This window comes from Paraburkholderia sediminicola (assembly GCF_046027825.1).
Classification (GTDB): domain Bacteria; phylum Pseudomonadota; class Gammaproteobacteria; order Burkholderiales; family Burkholderiaceae; genus Paraburkholderia; species Paraburkholderia sediminicola_D.
Map to the genome: position 1 here is coordinate 60,863 of NZ_JAQQDU010000036.1, position 20,164 is coordinate 81,026.

A 20,164-nucleotide genomic window follows, 5' to 3' on the forward strand; every position below is an offset into this window, starting at 1 on the left:
ATGCCGCCAGACCTGCCTGTCTGGGTCCATCGCAACTTTGAACAGAATCTCAATCATCACTTTTTGCGTGAGAAGGACAACAACATGACTTCCCCCAGCGCCGACCTGCTCAGCGAAGTACGCGCCTTCCGCGCGGCGTATCCCGAGGTGCGTTACGTCGACCTCATTTGCCTGGATATCCCTGGGCATTTTTATGGCAAACGATACCCTGTGGACATGCTCGAGAAGGTTGCGGCCGGCAGCCTCCTGAAGCTGCCCCAGAACTGCATTTTGCTCGGTGCGCAGGGCGGCTTGTACCCGATCGGCGACTATTGCTTCAATGACGGCGATCCGGATGCGGTACGCCGCCTGATTGCCGGCACCCTCAAGCCTGTGCGATGGGAAACTCAGCCGTTGGGGCAGATGTTGATCAGCTCGGACGGCACCGAGGCACCCATCGAGTTCGAGCCGCGCGAGGTCCTGGCGCGTGTGCTGAAACGCTTCGAACGGCGCGGTATCCGCCCGGTCGTGGCCTTCGAACTGGAGTTCTACCTGTTCGACGCCAGGCTCGCGGACGGTCTGCCGCAGTTCCCACGCGATCCGTTCTGTGACGACAGGGACGACCAGCCAAACATGCATATCGAGCGACTGTCGCGGTTCTCCAGTGTGCTGGGTGAGATGGTCGACGCCACGCGCGAGCAGGGCGTGGATGCTACCGTGATCACGGCTGAACTGGGACCGGGACAGTTCGAGATCAACTTTGGCCACAACGACGATGGTCTGCGCGCCGCGGACTGGGCCGCATTATTTTGCCGCAGCACGCGCGGTGTGGCGATGAAACACGGCTACCGCGCCAGCTTCATGAGCAAGCCGTATCTGCAGGCGCCGGGCAGTGGCATGCATGTGCACGTGAGTCTCTACGATGAGGCCGGCAAGAACCTGCTGGCCGCAGACGGTCAGCAACCGTTGCGCCACGCCGTGGCCGGCTGCCTCGCTCTGCTGCCGCATTGCATGCCGGTTTTCGCTGCCAATCACAACGCTTTTCGCCGCTATGGCTGGAAAGCGAATGCTGCCAGCCGTGCGAGTTGGGGCTTCGAAGACCGCGACGCCTGCATTCGCATTCCCGAATCGGATGATCGCAACTTGCGCATCGAACACCGCGTGGCGGGCGCTGACGCGAACCCTTACCTCGTGCTGGCCGCCATTCTCACCAGCATGGAATACGGGCTGGACGCCGCTTGCGAGCCCATCGCACCGCTCAATGAGGATCGCAGGAGTGGAATCGATTTCCCGAAAGACATGCTCACGGCCGTTGCCGCCATGCAGGATCATCCGGTGGTGCGCGCGGGCATGGGCGAAGAGTTTGTGATGGTCTATTGCGAGAATAAACGCCAGGACCATCTGGATTTCATGAACGAAGTGAGCGCGCGGGAATACCGCTGGTTCCTTTGAGCGTTGGCGTTTTTTGCCGCTCCGGGGGCCACGCCTCTTGACGGTCTATGGCGTGTGCTTGCATCAGTGATATTTACGCGCTGCCACCGGTTTAAAATAACGGGCGCAACACAAGCACGTGCTCTGCTTCGGAGGACGTCGGCCCGTTTATAAAAATTCCGTTGATCGGACAGGAGTAGTTGAATGGTGCGTTATCGACACTACAAAGGCGGCATTTACGAGCTGGTTTGCGAGGCGACGCTGGAGTCCGATCCGACGGTCACAATGATCGTCTACAAAGCCAGCAATGGTACGATCTGGACACGTCCGGCTTCGGTTTTTTTCGAGCTGGTCGATATCGACGGCACCAAGGTGCCGCGCTTCGCGCCGATCAACTAGGCGGGCCCGTTCAAGCGATTACAAGCGCAATCGCACTCGACGAACGCGTACTGCCAGGTCAATACAAACAGGAAATCTGAATGCGTCTTTTGCTTGCCATCCTACTGCCGTGGTTTCAGTTCTTCACGATCGGCCGGCCGTTTGCCGGGATCATCTGCCTGATCTTGCAGATCACGCTGATTGGCTGGATTCCGGCCGCGATCTGGTCGGTGTATGCGCTGAGCCAGTACAACACCGACAAGAAAATCGCCCGGGCGATGGGCAACGGGCGGTAAGGCGGAATGCGATTCAAACGCGCGTCCGTGTCGTTCAGGCGTGCGTTGATGGCGTCCAGTTCGCCAATGCATGCCCTATTAGAAATGAAAGAGCCACTCGATGCCGGCTGGTTGGTCTGGACGTAAAAAAACCGCCTCGGGGGGCGGTTTAGTGTCGGTGTTGTCACGCGTCTATGCGGCGTGCGCCAGTTCTGGGAACACCTGGATCTGGCGATGCGGTCTCTGTTGCGCCTGCCATAGGTCATAGCGGGCTTGCATGATGGTCCACATCTCCGCTGAGGTGCCCAGCGCAGCGCCGAGTAGCACGGCCATGTCCGCCGAAATTCCGGCATGTCCGTTGAGAATCCGCGAGAGCGCCGCTCGCGTGACGCCAAGCCTCTCAGCAACAGTTGTGATACTGAGGTCGCCCAGGTAGTCTCGCAGCACCAGTCCGGGGTGCGCCGGGTTATGCATTGATGTCATCGTCGGCTCCTTAGTGATTCATGATACGATTTTCGACGCATCTGGAACATCCAGAACCAGATCGGACTGGGCGACCGCGACACAAGGGAGGATAAAGCCTTCAGCCTTTTCTTCCTTGCTTAAACCGGGCCACTCGATGGTGTACGAAACGGAGCCGCTGATTAAACGGCAAATGCACGTCCGGCAAGTACCGTTGCGGCACGAGCGCGGCAGACGCAGATTCGCGAAGCCGGCGGCTTCGAGGATCGTGAGTGAATCGGGCGCTTCGAAGCTTTGGCCGAGCGGCTCGACGCGAACGAGAGGCGGGCGGTTAGGGTCGGACATCGTGTGAATCGGTGACGGATTGCGCCACACTTTACACGCTGAAGAGCGCGCTCACAGCACGGCACCTAACTCGCCGGCATCGCCGCCATGTCAATGCGCCGTGTCCGCACGCCGCAGATACCGGTACACCGTATTTCGCGCCAACCCCAACTCGCGAGCCGCCGCCGACACATTACCGTCGAGTCGAGCGAGCGTCTGCGCGATCAACGTGGCCTGCCATTCCTCCATCCGCGCGGGCGATGCCTGCATAGGCGCAGCCTCCGGTTTTTCCTGGCCATCAGTCCCCGCGCCGTTGCCTGAACGCGCCACGCGCGGTTGAGCGCTTTTGTCGTCGGGCGCATCCGCACAATCCTGCAGAAAATCCTCCGGCAAATCCTCGAGTTCGATCTGCTCTGCGCCTTCGGCCATGATGCTTGCGGTGCGCAGCACATTAGCCAATTGCCGCAGATTGCCTGGCCAGCGGCATTGTGCAAACCGTTCCAGCACCTCATCGGACACGCGACGCGGCAAACGCTCGCCATCCGGCTGCTGCGCCAGCATGCGCTCGACGAGCGCCGCCAGATCGCTACGCTCGCGCAGCGCCGGCAAAGTGACGACGAGACCGTTGATGCGGTAATACAGGTCCTCACGGAAAGTGCCGGCTTCGATCATCGCGCGCAGATTGCGGTGGGTCGCGCAAACGATGCGGAGATCGACCGGAATCCCCCGCGTGCCACCGAGCGGCACGACAGTGCGTTCCTGCAGCACGCGCATCAATCGCACCTGCTGGGCCAGCGGCATATCCCCAATTTCGTCGAGAAAGAGCGTGCCGCCGTCGGCCTGCACGATCTTGCCGACGCTGCCGCGTTTCTTTGCGCCGGTGAACGCGCCGTCTTCATAGCCGAACAACTCTGCCTCGATCAACGTATCGGGCAACGATGCGCAATTCAGCGCGATGAAGGGGGCGGCCCGCCGCGGCGAATCGTGATGGATCGCGCGGGCGAGCCATTCCTTGCCCGTGCCGGTTTTGCCGAGTACGAGAATGGGAATATCGCGCCCGCGCAGCTTGGCGACGCGTCGCAGGATCGCAGAGACCGTTGCATCGCCGGTATCGAGCGTTTCGAGTGTGGCGAGTGGCGGCGCTTCGCAGGGCCGGGCCGCAGCGCGCGTGCCGTTGGAAGTGGCCGTACGCGCGGTGTCAGGAAAACCATCTGGCGGCGCGACATAATGCGGCACCGCAAATTCGCCGCGTGCCACTACCCGCACGCCGCTTGGCAGCGTCAGCACGATACTTTCGCCGGGGGCGCGGGCGATCTGTTGCAGCAGCCGGGCGAATGCAATACCGAACAGCGCGTCGAAAGTTTGCCTTTGCAGGTCGGCGAGCGGCTGCCCAAATTGAAACAGCGCGCTGCGATTCGCGGACAAAAACGTGCCGTCCGGTGCAAACGCGGCGAGCCCTTCGTACAGCGTGCCGATGAATTCCGCGCGCGCGTGAAAGTGGACGCGAATAGCGTCGACGAATTGATTGGAGAACAGATGATTTTCGATCATCTGCGCCGACATCCGCACGAGCGCGAGCGTGTGCTTGTGAAAACCACGCGTGTCGCCGCTGACATCAAGCGCGCCGATGGTGCGCCCGAAGGGATCCGCGATCGGCGCGCACGAACAGGTGAGAATCCGGTTCGCGTGCAGGAAATGTTCGCCGGCGTGCACGACGGTCGGCTGCCCGTCGATCAGGGCGGTGCCGATCGCGTTCGTGCCGCGATCCGCTTCGGCCCATGACACGCCCGGACACAACGCGACGCGATTGGCTTTTTCGACGAAGTCGCTGTCACCGAGACTGTGGAGAATCACACCGTGATTGTCGGTGAGCAGCACCATGCTTTGCGTGTCGACGATCTGCGCATGCAGCGTCTCCATGACAGGCAGCGCGTGGGTATAGAGCGACTGGTTGCGATCGACGAGTTCACGCAGCGCGAGGCGGCGCAGCGGTTGAAAGTCCGGCGTTTCCGACGCACGCAGGCCGACTTCGAGCGAGCGGGCATGCGCTTGCGCGATGACATCTGGCTGACCGATGGTGGGCGGCGTGGCAGATCGAAGGGTCAAGGCATGTCTCCGGTTATCGGACCCGGCGGGTGCGTTGCCCGCCGTTGCGTTCCGCAGCGCAACATAAGCGCCTGCGGCCGAACACCGATATTACAGGACGAAGCAGAACCCAGGCGAAAGCTGCGTGGCAGGGAAAAACGGGGTTGCGTTGACCTCGGCCCGCGCCCCCAAACAGCCTGTGAAGCACCAAAATCAAGCAAACAGAAAGGAAAACTTGCGCAGCGCCCGAACTCGTCTACAGTGAATCAAATCACCTCCGCCGGGCGCGAAGTTCGACGCCGTTGCAACTGTGGGGTGACGGACCCGCACCACCAGCATCCAGCAAGGAGGAAAAGCGCTGCAAGTGCGACCAGTCTCAACCAGCGTGCGCAGTACCAATCGACCCAGCGCCGCGCCAACCATTTAGGTGAACTCCCATGCAGATCCTATTCCCGAACGAAACTCCTGAATATTCAGGTCGCGAACTTACCTTGGCGTTCCCGGCGATGGTTGATGGGCAAAGGGTGGAGTGCATGATCACCGCAGAGGCGCTGGAAGATCACTTCGGCGCCGCATCACCGCGTCTGGAGGACATGGTCGACGCATTCGACGCGCACCGGGCCCGGATCGAGGCGGCCACGAGGCGTCTGTTATCGGAAACGCGGGCGCAATGTCTGGTGCTGAGGAGCGGCTACGTTCGTTTCTATGAAGCGAACTGGCGCAACTGAGCAAATCTGACTGCTGGGTTCCGGCCCGAAAATCAGCCTGAGCATAAGGCCCAAAACAATAAGGCCAAAAAATAGGCCTGACGAGCACACAGAGCAATAAGTAGAAGAAGCCGCGCAAGAGCAACACGAGACGCAAACCCAAGCGCGGCGTTAGTACCTCAACGGGTCCTCAACTGGCCGCGGCCATTCGCGCCGCCCAGGTCCTCACCCGCGCGGCCGGATGTTCCAGGTGCTGCGAGTGCAAGCGCCAACGCGGCATGCGCGAAAGACTGGAACCTGATCAAACCATCCGCCGCAGCGTCCGATCCTTGAACACCACGTGATGCGCAATAGCCGCAAGCGCGTGCAATCCAATCACCCAGTAAAACGCGTTACCCAGCCACTCGTGGGCTGTCTTGAGCAATGGCCGGGCAACCGGATCCGCGCCGACCAGCGTGTAATTGACGTTGATCCAGACCAGCGTCACCGGATGGCCGCCGGTATTGATCATCAGGATGCCGAGCAGCGGCTGCGCGAAGATAAAAACGTACAAGGCGAGATGGGCTGCGCGCGCCAGAAACGCGAGCAGGCGATTACCTTCGATTTCGGCAGGTGCACCGGCCCACAGCCGCCATAGCAGGCGCAGAACCGCCAGCCCGAGCACCAGGGTGCCGGCCCAATAATGCACACTGCTCCAGAAAGCCCGGCTGTCAGACCCTTTCGGCCCGCGTATTTCGATGGCCAGATAGGCAAGCGCGACCAGCAGAAAGATCGCCCAGTGGAAGAAGATGGCGGGCGTCGTATAACGGTCCGAGGCGCGGCTGTAAGGCGACATGCAGGGAACTCCTGTGACCAGTTCGTTGGTTTTTATCAATCATCGGATGATAAAGGGTGCCCGACCAGAACGGGCGCCTTCAATAAAACGATTGTTGATCCAGACCGAACCGTGCCCAACACCGCGGCGATGCCGCCATGCTTTCAATCAGGCTGCGTTGCGTGGCGTCGCGCGTCGCCACGGCATGCCGCGTCACGTCTTGTTCCGCAGCTTCGCGTCATGAGCCGCCGTGCTTATTCGCTGCCGAGGTAGAAATAACGGAACAGGAAAATCGCCGCGATGATCCACACCACCAGTTTCACTTTGCGCGCCTGCCCGGTCAGCAGTTTCAGTCCGGCATGCGAGATGAAACCGAACGCGACGCCGTTGGCGATCGAGTAGGTGAACGGCATCAGCAGGGCGGTCAGCGCGGCCGGCACGACTTCGGTGGCGTCGTCCCACGGCAGGTCGAGCATTTCGCGCAGCATCAGGCACGACACGTACAGCAGGGCCGGCGCCGTCGCGTAGCCGGGCACCACGCCCGCCAGCGGCGCGAAAAACAGCGCCGCGAGGAACAGCAGGGCGACGGTGATCGCCGTTACGCCCGTGCGGCCACCGGCCTGCACGCCCGACGCGCTCTCGATATACGCCGTGGTTGACGACGTGCCCAGCATGGAGCCAGCCAGAATCGCCGTGCTGTCGGCGAGCAGAGCGCGGTTCAGTCGAAACATCTTGCCTTCGACCAGCAGCCCGGCGCGATTGGCCACGCCCATCAGCGTGCCGGTCGCGTCGAACAGTTCGACGAGGAAGAACACGAGGATCACGTTCAGCACGCCGCCGGAGAGCGCGCCGCGAATGTCGAGCTGGAACAGCGTGGGTGCGATCGACGGCGGCGCGGAGACGATGCCGTGGAACTGGTTGCCGCCGAAGAAAAAGCTCAGCACCGTCACGCCAACAATGCCGATCAGGATCGCGCCGCGCACCTTCAGATAGTCGAGTGTGACGATCGCGAAGAAGCCGATCACCGCGAGAATCACGTGCGGGTTGTGCAGATCGCCGAGCGTGACGAGCGTGGCCGGATTGCCGACCACGACGCCGGCCGACTTCAGCGAAATGATCGCCAGAAACAGGCCGATGCCGCCGGTGATGGCGATACGTATCGAATGCGGAATGCCGTTGACGATCACTTCGCGCACGCGAAACAGCGTGACGATCAGGAACAGGCAGCCGGAGATGAACACCGCGCCGAGCGCCGCTTGCCACGTGAAACCCATGCCCTTCACGACGGTGTACGCGAAATACGCATTCAGGCCCATGCCGGGCGCGAGCGCGATCGGGTAGTTGGCGTAGAGACCCATGATCAGCGAGGCCAGCGCGGCCACGATGCAGGTCGCGACGAACACCGCGTCCTTCGGCATGCCGGCGTCGCCGAGAATCGCCGGGTTGACGAAGATGATGTAGGCCATCGTCAGGAAGGTGGTTAGCCCGGCGAGCACTTCGGTGCGCAGGTTGGTGCCGGCGGCTTCGAAGCCGAAGTATCGTTTTATGGAGTCCATGAGGCGGGTCTCTCGTTGTTCAAAAAGCGTTTCTTGTGGCTGATACGGGCGATGCGTAGCGAATCAGCGGCGACTGTGTCGTCCGACACGGCAACCATGCGTCGCGCGTTCAGGCCTACGGGCGGATTGTAATCATGATTGGCGGCGGCGAACCGAATTGTGTGACTGCAGGGTTTGCCGAAGGGGCGAGATGATACCTTGCCAGCGCACGGGGCGCAGCGGCAAGCGAAATTACGACGGTGCGGCAGGCAGCGGCGGGTTTTCGGGGGAGCGGGGAGGGAATGGCGGGTATGCCAGGCCTGTGTCGCCTGCGACCGTTGCAGTCGCGGGCGGCCTGGCATGCCGCTTCAAGGCCAGGGTGAGACGGATTACTGCGCCATGCTCCCGCCCATCTGTTGCGCCCGTCGCATGGCGACGATGCGGCCCGCGCGTTGCGCGTTGTCCGGATAGTCGATCCAGTCGAGCGGATCGTAGCCGGCGGCGCGCCAGTCGGCCAGATCGGCCCTGACCTGGGCGCGCGTGAGCGGCCCCGACTGGTCGTAAGGCCGCGCGGTCTGCGCAAACGCGCTGCTCATACTCACGGCGGCCAACAGCGCGCCGAGTCCAACGAGAGAAACGATTTTCATGGTTGGCTCCTATGGAGCGGTTAAAGACGACCCTTAAATGTTAGGTTTCGCATGCATTTCGAATAAGTCGATTGACGGCAATGCACCGTTTCATCCCGTGATCCAATGCGGGCTAAAGTGAACCGGTGCGTCCCCCCGGTTCAGGACGCCGACGGCTTGCTGAAGCGGTCCAGAACGGCGCTCAGCAGATCGATCGGCAGCGGAAATACGATCGTCGAATTCTTGTCGGCGGCGATCGTCGTGAGGGTTTGCAGGTAACGCAACTGCATGGCTTGCGGTTGTTTCGCAAGCGTCTGCGCCGCTTCCAGCAGATGCTGCGACGCCTGGAGCTCGCCTTCCGCGTGAATGATCTTGGCGCGCCGTTCGCGCTCGGCTTCAGCCTGACGGGCGATGGCGCGGATCATCGTTTCGTTGATGTCCACGTGTTTGATCTCGACGATCGCCACCTTGATGCCCCACGCGTCAGTCTGCGAATCGAGCACTTTCTGGATATCGGCGTTCAGTTGCTCGCGAGCGGCCAGCAGGTCGTCGAGTTCATGTTTGCCGAGCACCGCGCGCAGGGTGGTTTGCGACAGCTGGCTGGTCGCTTCGAAATAGCGCGCCACCTGGATCACAGCCTTCTCCGGATCGACCACGCGGAAATACACCACCGCGTTCACTTTGACCGACACGTTGTCGCGGGTAATCACGTCCTGCGGTGGCACGTCGAACACGACGGTGCGCAAATCCATGCGCACCACCTGCTGCACGATCGGGATGATCAGTACGAGGCCCGGCCCCTTGACTTTCCAGAAGCGCCCGAGCATGAACACCACGCCGCGTTCGTACTCGCGAAAAATCCGTATCGATGAAGCAATCAGTGCGGCCGCCAGCAGAATCAGAATGCTGCTGAAGCCGAATGTGAAACCGATCATGAGCGTTCTCCTTGTTTTAATGCTTCCGCGGGCACCACGGTCAGCGTCAGTCCGCGTCGCGCCGTCACGCGCACCGCATGACCGGCCGCGACCGGGGCCGTGCTGGACACCCGCCAGCGTTCGCCATGGACCTGAGCCCAGCCGGCCAGTGCGCCGCCTGCTGCTGCGTCAGCCGTTGCGTCCCCCTGCAGCGGGCCACCATCCGGCACGAGGCCACCATCGAGCACGACGCCCAGACTGCCGATCAGCGCTTCCGAACCGGTTACCACGGGCCGGCGCCTCGCCCGCAAGGCGAGCCTCGACACGCCGAACACAAACACGACGCTGAACACGACCACGGCCGCGATCAGGGGCAGCGGAATGCCGTAGCCGGGCACGTCGGTATCGATCAGCATCAGCGCGCCAATCACGAACGCGACTACGCCGCCGAAGCCGAGCGAGCCGAAGGTCGGCAGAAACGCCTCGCCGATCAGGAATGCGATGCCGAGGAAGATCAGGCCGAGCCCGACGTAATTGACCGGCAGCATCTGCATCGCGAAGAGTCCCATCAGCAGACTGATGGCGCCGACCACGCCCGGCAGCACGAACCCCGGGTTGGCGAACTCGAAAAAGACGCCGTACATGCCGATCATCAGCAGCACCAGCGCGACGTTCGGATCGGTGATGACCGCCAGGAACTGGTTGCGCCAGTCGGCTTCGAACGTGATTACCGGCACATTGGCGGTGCTGAGCTTGACGTCGCCGTGGCTGGTGCTGATCGTGCGGCCGTCAACCTGACGCAGCAGGTCGGGAATGTCGCGCGCGTTCAGATCGACCACGTGCTGCGCGAGTGCTTCGCTGGCCGACAGGCTGACGGCTTCGCGCACCGCACGCTCGGCCCAGTCGGCGTTACGTCCGCGCATTTGCGCGAGGCCGCGGATGTAGGCGGCCGCGTCGTGGACCTGCTTGCGCAGTTCGGTGGATTGGGTGTCGAGCGGAAGGGCGGCGCTGGCTGAGCTCGCCGAATCAGCTGAGGCAGGCGCGCCCGGGCCATTCTTTTGTGCACCAGAACCGGCTCCGGCTCCACCGCCCGGCAGGCCCGGCATTCCGCCGCCACCCGCAGGCGGCTCAGCACCGCCGATGCCCATCTGAATTGGCGTCGCCGCGCCGAGATTGGTGCCCGGCGCCATCGCCGCAATATGGCTGGCGTAGACAATATAGGTGCCGGCGCTCGCCGCGCGCGCGCCACTGGGGGCGATGAAGGTGGCAACCGGCACCGGCGAGCCGAGAATCGCCTTGATGATCTGCCGCATCGACGTATCCAGCCCGCCGGGCGTATCGAGTTGCAGCACGGCGAGTTGCGCGCGTTCGTCGGCGGCGCGCCGCAAGCTGCGCACGATGAAGTCGGCGCTGGCCGGATCGATCGCGCCGTTCACGGGGATCACGACCACGCTGTTCGGTGCGACGGCGGCCTCGGCTACCTCAACCCGCGCCGGGTTTTCGCACAATGCGAACCCGAGCGCCAACAGGAGACCGAACGCGGTCATGCCGCGCATCAACTGGCCCACGACTCCGCCACGGATAAGCGCGGGGCGCGGACCAGACTGCCGGAACGGGAGGCGCGGATACGTGCTCATCGCTGACGGCTGCCGCGCCATGCCGACGGGTATCGGCCGACGCGGGCCGATACCCCAGAAAAGGCTGGCCTGCTCCTTACAGCTTAGTCCGATTCCGTGCGACGCGTGAAATCCGCCCGCGCCGGCCGGTAATCGGTCGGCCGCATGCCGGTCCACTTGCGAAACGCGCGGTGAAACGCGCTCGGTTCCGCGAAACCCACGGCGGTGGCGATGTCGGCGATCGTGCGATCGGTGTCCTGCAGTTCACCGATAGCGATGTCGCGCCGCAAGTCGTCCTTGATCGACTGATACGTATAGCCTTCCTGTTTCAAACGCCGCCGCATTGTCGCTTCGGCGATGTGCAGGCGCAGCGCCATCTGGTCCGCGGCGGGCCAGCCGGCCATCGGCAGCGTGCGCAGCATCTTGCGCACGCGTGCGGCGAGTGAGCCGGGATTGCGATACTTGACGATGAAGCTGCCGGGCGCGTCGCGCAGGAACGGCTTGACCGACTTCGTTGTCTGGATGACCGGTAGCTCGAGAAACGCCGGCGACAGGTCGACATACGATCCGGCTTGATCGAAGCTCATGTCGTCGCAGAACATCAACCGGTATTCGTGCGCGGCGGGCGGCGCGGCGCAGCGAAAGCGCGCCTCGATCAGCGGAATGCGCCGCCCGACCAGCCAGCACAGCAGGCCGTAGACGAGGATGAAGTAGGTCGCATAAGCGAACATGGCCGGTGGCCTCGCGCCTTCGCGTTCGATAAACCGTAACCGCACGCGCTGCGCATCCGTTTCGATCTGGGCGCCGAGGTCGTCCAGCACGAGCCGCATGAAGCCGACCGCCCGGGCGAGTGCTTGCGCGCCGTTACGCGCGGTCAGCGCAGTTTGGGTCATCGCGATGAAGCTGCCGCTCTTCATGCGGTGTGCGTCCTGGCCGAAGAACTCGTCGTCTAGCGCGCGGGCAATGCCGGCCCACAGCGCGCCGTACTGCGCCGACGAAACCCGGCTTTTCGGCGACGCTAGCATCGGCGCCGCGATGCCGGCTGCTTCGGCGAGCGGCAGCGCCTCGAAACCGCGCGCGCGCGCCAGCGCCAGGGCCTCTTCGACCATACTGACGGAAATCGTGCCCCTGTCGTGCCCGGCGTTCTTCGTGTTTTTCATGACTTTCTGGCAAACGCGCTCAACATTTTCCTTGTGACGATTCGCTAAGCCTTTGAAAATACGGCCTGAATCGGATTTTTATCATGCCGGTATGGCAAATGCGCTCAACCAGAATGATCGGGCTGAGCATCGAACCTGTCCAGTAGCTTCCCTACACTTGCTCTGAACCGATCGCGGGCCGCATCGCCCGGAGACACCACGGCGAGACCGGCCACCGCCCGCGATGAGTCGCAGACGATGAGCCAACGCGTCGCCGCCGCGACCGGATGCACCTAACAGGACCGAGCCAATGGACAGCTTCTACACCGACGAACAGCGGATGATCCGCGACGCCGCCCGCGACTTCGCCCAGGAGCGCCTTGCGCCGCACGCCGGGCAGTGGGATCGCGACGCGAAGCTGCCTGCGGAAGTCGTGACGCAAATGGGCGAGCTCGGTTTTCTCGGCATGATCGTGCCGCCGGAGTGGGGCGGCACCTATACCGACTACGTGGCCTATGCGCTCGCCCTCGAAGAGATCGCCGCGGGCTGCGCTGCCTGCGCCACGCTGATGAGCGTGCACAACTCGGTAGGCTGCGGGCCGATCCTGAAGTTCGGCACCGATGCGCAAAAAGACCGCTATCTGCAAGACCTCGCCACTGGCCGCAGCATCGGTGCGTTCTGCCTGACCGAGCCGCAAGCCGGTTCCGAGGCGAACAATCTGCGCACCCGTGCGGTGCTGCGCGACGGCAAATGGATTCTCAACGGCAACAAACAGTTCGTGACCAACGCCGCGCGCGCCAGTATCGCGATTGTGTTTGCCGTTACCGATCCTGATCGCGGCAAGCGTGGCCTGTCAGCCTTCATCGTGCCGACTGATACGCCGGGCTTCAATGTCGGCAAGCCTGAGCACAAACTTGGCATTCGCGCTTCGGACACCTGCCCGATCTCGCTCGACGATTGCGCAGTGCCGGAAGCCAATCTGCTCGGCGAACCGGGCGAAGGTCTGCGCATCGCATTGTCGAATCTCGAGGGTGGTCGCATTGGTATTGCGGCGCAGGCGGTCGGCATCGCGCGAGCCGCATTCGATGCCGCGCGCCTTTACGCGAACGAACGCATCCAGTTCGGCAAGGCGCTGAAGGACCACCAGACCATCGCCAATATGCTTGCCGATATGGCGACCCGCCTGAACGCCGCGCGTCTGCTCGTGCACCACGCGGCACGGTTGCGCACGGCGGGCAAGCCGTGTTTGTCCGAGGCTTCGCAGGCCAAGCTGTTTGCGTCGGAACTCGCCGAGGAAGTCTGCTCGAATGCGATCCAGATTCACGGCGGCTACGGTTATCTCGAGGACTACGCGGTGGAACGCCATTATCGCGACGCCCGCATCACACAGATTTACGAAGGAACCAGCGAAGTGCAGCGAATGGTTATCGCGCGCCATGTTTAAACGCAGGTTAGAGGGCGTTTGAGCGCAAAATAGCTTGCTAGTAGTAGAAAGCAGAGGCAAAAAGTAGAGCGCATACCGCGCCACAAGCAACCATGTTGCATGGGACCAGAGTAAGGCACTAAAGCGCCAACTCTGGTCGACAGGAGACGACGATGACTGCAGCGAAGGGCTTTCTCGAAGCGCGCGATCTGTTATTGCGCCATCGCACCGACTACGACCGCGCCTACCGCGAATTCGCATGGCCGACGCCAGGCCAGTTCAACTGGGCGCTCGACTACTTCGATGTGATCGCGCGAGACAATGACAACCCGGCGCTGTGGATTGTCGATGATCCGGCAAGCGACGGATTGCGTCTCTCCTACGCGCAGATGTCCGAGCGCTCGTCGCGCATGGCGAACTTCCTGCGCGGTGTTGGCGTGGGGCGCGGCGACCGCTTGCTGTTGATGTTGCCGAATCGCGTCGAACTGTGGGACGTGATGCTCGCGGCCATGAAGCTCGGCGCAATCGTTCTGCCGGCCACTACCCAGCTCTCCGCCGACGACGTGCGCGACCGCGTGCAGATCGGCGGCGCGCAGTTCGTGGTGGTCGATAGCGCGGAGTTGGCCAAGTTCGACGCACTCGACGTGCCGCTCACACGTATCTCCGTCGGCACGCCGCGCGACGGCTGGATCGACCTTGCCGCGGCCTATGATGCATCGCCGCAATTCACCCCCGAAGGTGTGACGCACGCCACCGATCCGCTGCTGCTGTACTTCACGTCGGGCACGACGTCCAAACCGAAGCTGGTCGAGCATACGCATCAGAGTTACCCGATCGGCCATCTGTCGACCATGTACTGGATCGGCCTGCAACCCAACGACATCCATTGGAACATCAGCTCGCCGGGCTGGGCCAAGCACGCGTGGAGTTGCTTCTACGCGCCGTGGAATGCGCAAGCCTGTGTGTTCGTTTTCAATTTTCCGCGCTTCGTGCCGAAAGACACGCTCGACGTGCTGGTGCGTTTCAAGGTCACGACGCTGTGTGCGCCGCCGACCGTGTGGCGCATGCTCGTGCAGGAGCATCTCACCGACTATCCGGTGAAGCTGCGCGAGATCGTCGGTGCGGGCGAGCCCTTGAATCCGGAGATCATCGAACGCGTCAAGCACGCGTGGGGGATCACGATTCGCGACGGTTTCGGCCAGACCGAAACGACCTGCCAGATCGGCAACCCGCCAGGACAACCGGTGGTGCCGGGCTCGATGGGCCGTCCGCTGCCGGGCTACAAGATTGAGCTCCTCGATGCCGACGATCAACCCGTTACCGAAGGCGAAATCTCGCTGCCCCTGGCCGAACGTCCGCTCGGTTTGATGACCGGCTACGCGAACAACGCCAACGCCACTGCGCAAGCCATGCGCAACGGTTTCTACCACACCTCCGATGTCGCGTTGCGTCGCGATGACGGCTACTACGTCTATGTCGGCCGTGCTGATGATGTTTTCAAATCGTCGGACTACCGGCTAAGCCCGTTCGAACTCGAAAGCGTGCTGATCGAACACGAAGCGATCGGCGAAGCGGCGGTGGTGCCGAGTGCCGATGCGCTGCGTTTGTCGGTGCCCAAAGCGTTCGTCACCGTGCGTCAGGGCTACGAAGCCGGTCCCGAACTTGCACGCGCGGTGTTCGCGTTCTCGCGCGAAAAGCTCGCACCGTACAAGCGGATTCGCCGCCTGCAATTCAGCGAGTTGCCGAAAACCATCTCCGGCAAAATCCGCCGCGTCGAATTGCGGCGCCGCGAAATGGAGCGCGAGGCCGAGCCCGCGCGTCTGCCAGACGAATATTGGGAAGAGGACTTCCCGGATCTGCGTTGATCGTTTTTATTCCCAGTCACTGTACGGCCGCCACGCGGCCACTGCACAGGAGTTCCAGCATGAGCGCAATTGCCTCGAACCAGGCCGCCACCGTCAAACTGCTGATCAACGGTGAGTTCGTCGAATCCAAAACCACCGAATGGCGCGACATCGTCAACCCGGCGACGCAAGAGGTGCTCGCACGCGTACCGTTCGCCACCGCCGATGAAGTGAATGAAGCGATCCGCTCGGCACACACAGCATTCAAGACGTGGAAGGACACACCGATCGGCGCGCGCATGCGCATCATGCTGAAGTACCAGGCGCTGATTCGCGAGCATTCGCCGCGCATTGCAAAGACCTTGAGCGCCGAGCAGGGCAAGACGATTCCCGATGCGGAAGGCGATATCTTCCGCGGGCTTGAAGTGGTCGAGCACGCCTGCTCGATCGGCACCTTGCAGCAGGGGGAGTTCGCCGAGAACGTCGCAGGCGGCGTGGATACCTACACGTTGCGTCAGCCGATTGGCGTATGCGCCGGTATCACGCCGTTCAATTTCCCCGCGATGATCCCGTTGTGGATGTTTCCGATGGCGATCGTCTGCGGCAATACGTTCGTGCTGAAGCCTTCCGAGCAGGATCCGCTGTCGACGATGCAACTGGTCGAACTGGCGCTCGAAGCCGGCGTGCCGAAGGGTGTGCTGAATGTCGTGCATGGTGGCAAGGACGTGGTTGACGCGCTCTGCACGCACGATCTGGTGAAGGCGATTTCGTTCGTCGGCTCCACGGCGGTTGGGACACATGTTTATCGCCTCGGCAGCGAACATGGCAAGCGCGTGCAATCGATGATGGGCGCGAAGAATCACGCCGTCGTGCTCCCCGATGCGAACCGCGAGCAGACGTTGAACGCCTTGGCCGGTGCGGGATTCGGCGCAGCGGGACAGCGTTGCATGGCGACTTCGGTGGTCGTGCTGGTCGGCGCGGCGCAGCAATGGTTGCCCGATCTGGTTGCGAAGGCGAAGACGCTGAAGGTCAACGCGGGCAATGAGCCGAATACGGACATCGGCCCGGTCGTCTCGCGCGCCGCGAAGCAACGCATTCTCGGCCTGATCGAAACGGGCGTGAAAGAGGGCGCAACACTGGCGCTCGACGGCCGCGGCGTGAAGGTGCCGGGCTACGAGCAAGGCAACTTCATCGGCCCGACGGTCTTCGCCGATGTCACCACCGAAATGGAAATCTATCGGCAGGAAATCTTCGGCCCCGTGCTGGTGGTGCTGAATGCCGCGACGCTCGATGATGCGATTGCGCTCGTCAATAGCAATCCGTTCGGCAATGGCGTGGGCCTCTTTACGCAAAGCGGCGCGGCGGCGCGCAAATTCCAGAGCGCGATCGATATCGGCCAGGTCGGCATCAACATTCCGATTCCGGTGCCCGTGCCGTCCTTCAGCTTTACCGGCTCGCGCGGCTCGAAACTCGGCGACCTCGGGCCGTACGGCAAACAGGTTGTGCAGTTCTACACGCAGACCAAGACGGTTACGGCCCGCTGGTTCGACGACGACACCGTCAACGACGGCGTCAATACGACTATCAGCCTGCGCTGAGCTTCAAGGTCTATTGGAGACAACACCATGAAAATAGGCTTTATCGGACTCGGCAACATGGGCGCGCCGATGGCGCTCAACCTGCTCAAGGCGGGCCATACGGTTAATGTATTCGACCTCAACGCGCAAGCGGTGCAGGCACTCGTCGATGCGGGCGCTAAAGCCGCAAGTTCGCCGAAAGCCGCGGTGACCGACGTCGAATGTGTGGTGACGATGCTGCCCGCTGCCACTCACGTGCGCAGCGTGCTGATCGCGGATGACGGTGTTTTTGCCGGCATCCCGGAAGGCGTGACGATCATCGATTCGAGCACCATCGACCCGGCAAGCGTGAAAGCGTTTGCCGAACTTGCCGAGCAACGCGGTAATACCTTCGTCGATGCGCCCGTCTCGGGCGGCACCGGCGGCGCGGCGGCGGGCACGCTGACCTTCATGGTCGGCGGCAGCGCGAGCGCGTATGAGGCGGTCAAGCCGGTGTTGTCGGCGATGGGCAAGAACATCGTGCATTGCGGCGAGACCGGCACCGGCCAGGTCGCGAAGATCTGCAACAACCTCGTGCTTGGCATCACGATGGCGGGTGTGGCCGAGGCGATGTCGCTGGGCGAGGCGCTTGGCATCGATTCGAAAGTACTGGGCGGCATCATCAATACGTCGACGGGCCGCTGCTGGAGTTCCGATACGTATAACCCGATGCCCGGCGTGATCGAAACCGCGCCGTCTACGCGTGGTTATACCGGTGGCTTCGGCACCGATCTGATGCTCAAGGACCTGGGCCTTGCCACCGACGCCGCGAAATTCGCGCGCCAGCCGGTGTATCTCGGTGCGCTCGCGCAGCAGCTTTATCAAACGATGAGCACCAAGGGCGCGGGACGCCTCGACTTTTCCGCGGTGATCAAGCTTTATCGCAAAGACGGGGACGCGTGATGATCGAACTCGACTACGCCCACGATGGCGCCGTCGCGCTGCTGACGCTCAAACGGCCGCCCGCGAACGCGTTCACGCCGGACGGTTTGCTGCAATTGCAACAGACCATCGAGCGTCTGAACGGCGAAGCGCGCGTGCGGGCCATCGTGATCACAGGCGACGGCCCCAAGTTCTTCAGCGCGGGCGCCGACCTGAACACGTTCGCTGATGGCAATCGCGAAGTCGCGCGCACGGCGGCGACACGCTTCGGTGCCGCGTTCGAGACCTTGCAGAACGCGCGGCCGGTGGTGATCGCCGCGATCAACGGCTACGCGATGGGCGGTGGACTCGAATGCGCGCTGGCCTGCGATATCCGCATCGCCGAGCAGCACGCGTTGATGGCGTTGCCGGAAACGGCGGTGGGCTTGCTGCCATGCGGCTGCGGCACGCAGACGCTGCCGTGGCTGGTCGGCGAAGGCTGGGCCAAGCGGATGATTCTGACCGGTGAACGCGTCGATGCGGCGACGGCATTGCGTATCGGTCTCGTCGAAGAAGTGGTGGAAAAGGGCGCAGCACGGGAGGCCGGATTGACGATGGCGGCGCGTGTCGCAACACTGAGCCCGCAAGCGGTTGGCTTCAGCAAGACGCTGATCCACCAGGGCCGCAACGGCGTGCCGCGCGCGGCGGCTCTCGCGGTCGAGCGGGAGCGCTTTGTCGATCTGTTCGACGGCGCCGACCAGCGCGAGGGTGTTAATGCGTTCCTCGAGAAGCGCGCGCCACGCTGGCAGGTGACCCAGGCTGGGCACGCAGGGAACGCTGAGCAGGTTGAGAACGTCGAGCAGGAGCCCCGCCGATGAGCGCCTTGCAGAGTGCCGCGCTCGATACGAGCGTAGAAGCGGAGCGCGAGATTCTGTTTCGCGTCGTCAACCGTGTGGCGATCATCACGCTGAACCGGCCGGCCGCGCTCAATGCGCTGTCGCACGCGATGGTGCGCGAGCTTGCTGTATTGGTCGAACATTGCCGCACCGATGATGGCATCGTCGCCCTCGTGCTGAAAGGCGCTGGCGCCAAAGGTTTTTGCGCCGGCGGCGACGTGCGCGAGGTGCACCGGCTCGCGAAGAATGGCGACAGCCGGTGGCTGGCGTTTTTCGTCGGCGAATACCGGCTCGACTACGCGCTGCACACGTTTCCAAAGCCTGTGGTCGCGTTGCTCGACGGGATCTCGATGGGTGGCGGCATGGGGCTCGGCCAGGCGGCGCGGCTGCGCATCGTCACTGAGCGCAGCAAGATCGCGATGCCGGAGACGCGCATTGGGTTTCTTCCTGATGTCGGTGCGACGCGGTTTCTGAGCGTGATGCCGGCGGAGGTTGAATTGTATGTTGGGCTCACTGGCGTGACGTTATCCGGTGCGGATGCGTTGCGCCTGCAACTGGCGGATCTGTGTGTGCCGGCCGAGTGGCTTGGGACCTTCGAAGAGCGCTTGCAGCGCATGTCGCATGCGGGGGATTTGATGGCGGCGTTGCGTGGGGTGTTTGAACCGCCGTGCAATATCATTCCGCATGCTGCGTTGGGGCCTTTTACTCAGTTGATCCTGCGGCATTTTGATCGGCGGTCGAGTATTGAGCGGATTGTTGCGACGTTACGGCAGGATTTGCAGCGCGAGCCTGCGCGGGAGGTTAAGCAGTGGCTGCAGGCTGCTTATGATGCGATGGTTGGGCATTCGCCTACTATGCTGCATGTCACGCGCGAGGCGTTGCTGCGTGGGCGGCAGATGACTCTGGCGGAGTGCTTTCGGATGGAACTCGGCATCGTCAAGCGGGTGATCGAGGAAGGGGATTTCTGCGAAGGCGTCAGGGCGCTGTTGATCGATAAGGATCGGAAGTGCCGGTGGGCGCCGGCGACGCTCGCTGAAGTGCGACCGGAAAGAGTCCGGCATTTTTTGGCTTCGCCTTGGAAGATTGAGGCGCATCCGTTGGTTGTTTTGGGTGCTGAAGCACGATGAGGTAGGCGGTGCTTGTTGGTCTGTATTCCTACGGTGTTGGCCTTTTCTTGGTTTCTTAGTGGTCTATTAGGGTTGCCCCTGTGCGGGGCGGCACTTACTTTCTTTGCCGCCG

At 62.7% G+C, this 20,164-nt stretch carries 19 protein-coding genes; 10 read left to right on the top strand and 9 right to left on the bottom strand.

Annotation, left to right across the window (positions count from 1 at the left end; all coding sequences use genetic code 11):
• Positions 1-84 precede the first annotated feature (84 nt).
• The 3 genes from PQQ96_RS20505 (at position 85) to PQQ96_RS20515 (ending at position 2,084) form a co-directional block, all read left to right on the top strand.
• Entirely contained in the window at positions 85-1,431 is a 1,347-nt protein-coding gene (locus PQQ96_RS20505; protein ID WP_408295701.1) for a glutamine synthetase family protein, read from the top strand.
• 183 nt (positions 1,432-1,614) lie between these two features.
• Entirely contained in the window at positions 1,615-1,809 is a 195-nt protein-coding gene (locus tag PQQ96_RS20510; RefSeq protein WP_074287278.1) for a DUF1653 domain-containing protein, read from the top strand.
• Between the two features lie 80 nt (positions 1,810-1,889).
• Entirely contained in the window at positions 1,890-2,084 is a 195-nt protein-coding gene (locus tag PQQ96_RS20515; protein WP_042325076.1) for a YqaE/Pmp3 family membrane protein, read from the top strand.
• 171 nt (positions 2,085-2,255) lie between these two features.
• Here the strand turns inward: PQQ96_RS20515 and PQQ96_RS20520 are convergent, their stop codons facing one another.
• The 3 genes from PQQ96_RS20520 to PQQ96_RS20530 form a co-directional block, all read right to left on the bottom strand.
• Positions 2,256-2,546, bottom strand: coding sequence for a HigA family addiction module antitoxin (locus PQQ96_RS20520; protein WP_408295706.1), 291 nt, complete (start codon positions 2,544-2,546; stop codon positions 2,256-2,258).
• An 18-nt stretch (positions 2,547-2,564) separates the two neighbouring features.
• Positions 2,565-2,870 (bottom strand): 2Fe-2S iron-sulfur cluster-binding protein, encoded by a 306-nt coding sequence (locus PQQ96_RS20525; protein ID WP_408295709.1) that lies wholly within the window; start codon positions 2,868-2,870, stop codon positions 2,565-2,567.
• A gap of 90 nt (positions 2,871-2,960) precedes the next feature.
• Entirely contained in the window at positions 2,961-4,955 is a 1,995-nt protein-coding gene (locus PQQ96_RS20530; RefSeq protein WP_408295712.1) for a sigma-54-dependent Fis family transcriptional regulator, read from the bottom strand.
• Between the two features lie 416 nt (positions 4,956-5,371).
• Here PQQ96_RS20530 and PQQ96_RS20535 point away from each other — a divergent pair, with 416 nt between their 5' ends.
• The gene (locus PQQ96_RS20535; protein WP_074287282.1) at positions 5,372-5,662 is read left to right on the top strand and encodes a DUF1488 family protein; all 291 of its coding nucleotides are present in this window, start codon (positions 5,372-5,374) and stop codon (positions 5,660-5,662) included.
• 280 nt (positions 5,663-5,942) lie between these two features.
• Here the strand turns inward: PQQ96_RS20535 and PQQ96_RS20540 are convergent, their stop codons facing one another.
• The 6 genes from PQQ96_RS20540 to PQQ96_RS20565 all read right to left on the bottom strand — a co-directional run bounded on the left by PQQ96_RS20540 (position 5,943) and on the right by PQQ96_RS20565 (position 12,306).
• Complete coding sequence (locus PQQ96_RS20540; RefSeq protein WP_408295715.1) at positions 5,943-6,476, bottom strand: cytochrome b; 534 nt, start codon at positions 6,474-6,476, stop codon at positions 5,943-5,945.
• A gap of 233 nt (positions 6,477-6,709) precedes the next feature.
• A complete protein-coding gene (locus tag PQQ96_RS20545) occupies positions 6,710-8,011 on the bottom strand; it encodes an NCS2 family permease (RefSeq protein WP_408295718.1) in 1,302 nt (433 codons plus the stop codon).
• 368 nt (positions 8,012-8,379) lie between these two features.
• Positions 8,380-8,637 carry a DUF4148 domain-containing protein gene (locus tag PQQ96_RS20550; protein ID WP_408295721.1) on the bottom strand — a complete coding sequence of 86 codons (258 nt, stop codon included), beginning with the start codon at positions 8,635-8,637 and terminating at the stop codon, positions 8,380-8,382.
• Positions 8,638-8,777: 140 nt separating this feature from the next.
• On the bottom strand, positions 8,778-9,551 hold the full coding sequence (locus PQQ96_RS20555; protein ID WP_408295724.1) for a slipin family protein: 774 nt from the start codon (positions 9,549-9,551) through the stop codon (positions 8,778-8,780).
• Positions 9,548-11,167, bottom strand: coding sequence for an NfeD family protein (locus PQQ96_RS20560; protein WP_408295727.1), 1,620 nt, complete (start codon positions 11,165-11,167; stop codon positions 9,548-9,550). The genes PQQ96_RS20555 and PQQ96_RS20560 overlap by 4 nt, the downstream gene beginning before the upstream one ends.
• An 83-nt stretch (positions 11,168-11,250) precedes the next feature.
• Complete coding sequence (locus PQQ96_RS20565; RefSeq protein WP_408295730.1) at positions 11,251-12,306, bottom strand: AraC family transcriptional regulator; 1,056 nt, start codon at positions 12,304-12,306, stop codon at positions 11,251-11,253.
• 289 nt (positions 12,307-12,595) lie between these two features.
• Between PQQ96_RS20565 and PQQ96_RS20570 the strand changes: the two genes are divergently transcribed.
• The 6 genes from PQQ96_RS20570 (at position 12,596) to PQQ96_RS20595 (ending at position 20,052) form a co-directional block, all read left to right on the top strand.
• Entirely contained in the window at positions 12,596-13,729 is a 1,134-nt protein-coding gene (locus PQQ96_RS20570) for an acyl-CoA dehydrogenase (protein ID WP_408295733.1), read from the top strand.
• A 152-nt stretch (positions 13,730-13,881) separates the two neighbouring features.
• Positions 13,882-15,573 (top strand): AMP-binding protein, encoded by a 1,692-nt coding sequence (locus PQQ96_RS20575; protein ID WP_408295736.1) that lies wholly within the window; start codon positions 13,882-13,884, stop codon positions 15,571-15,573.
• Between the two features lie 59 nt (positions 15,574-15,632).
• On the top strand, positions 15,633-17,150 hold the full coding sequence (locus PQQ96_RS20580) for a CoA-acylating methylmalonate-semialdehyde dehydrogenase (protein WP_408295739.1): 1,518 nt from the start codon (positions 15,633-15,635) through the stop codon (positions 17,148-17,150).
• Positions 17,151-17,177: 27 nt separating this feature from the next.
• Positions 17,178-18,071, top strand: a complete 894-nt coding sequence (gene mmsB / locus PQQ96_RS20585) for a 3-hydroxyisobutyrate dehydrogenase (RefSeq protein ID WP_408295742.1) — start codon at positions 17,178-17,180, stop codon at positions 18,069-18,071.
• A complete protein-coding gene (locus PQQ96_RS20590) occupies positions 18,071-18,907 on the top strand; it encodes an enoyl-CoA hydratase (protein WP_408295745.1) in 837 nt (278 codons plus the stop codon). The genes mmsB and PQQ96_RS20590 overlap by 1 nt, the downstream gene beginning before the upstream one ends.
• Positions 18,904-20,052 (top strand): enoyl-CoA hydratase/isomerase family protein, encoded by a 1,149-nt coding sequence (locus tag PQQ96_RS20595; RefSeq protein ID WP_408295748.1) that lies wholly within the window; start codon positions 18,904-18,906, stop codon positions 20,050-20,052. Before PQQ96_RS20590 ends, PQQ96_RS20595 begins: the two co-directional genes overlap by 4 nt.
• Positions 20,053-20,164: the final 112 nt, after the last annotated feature.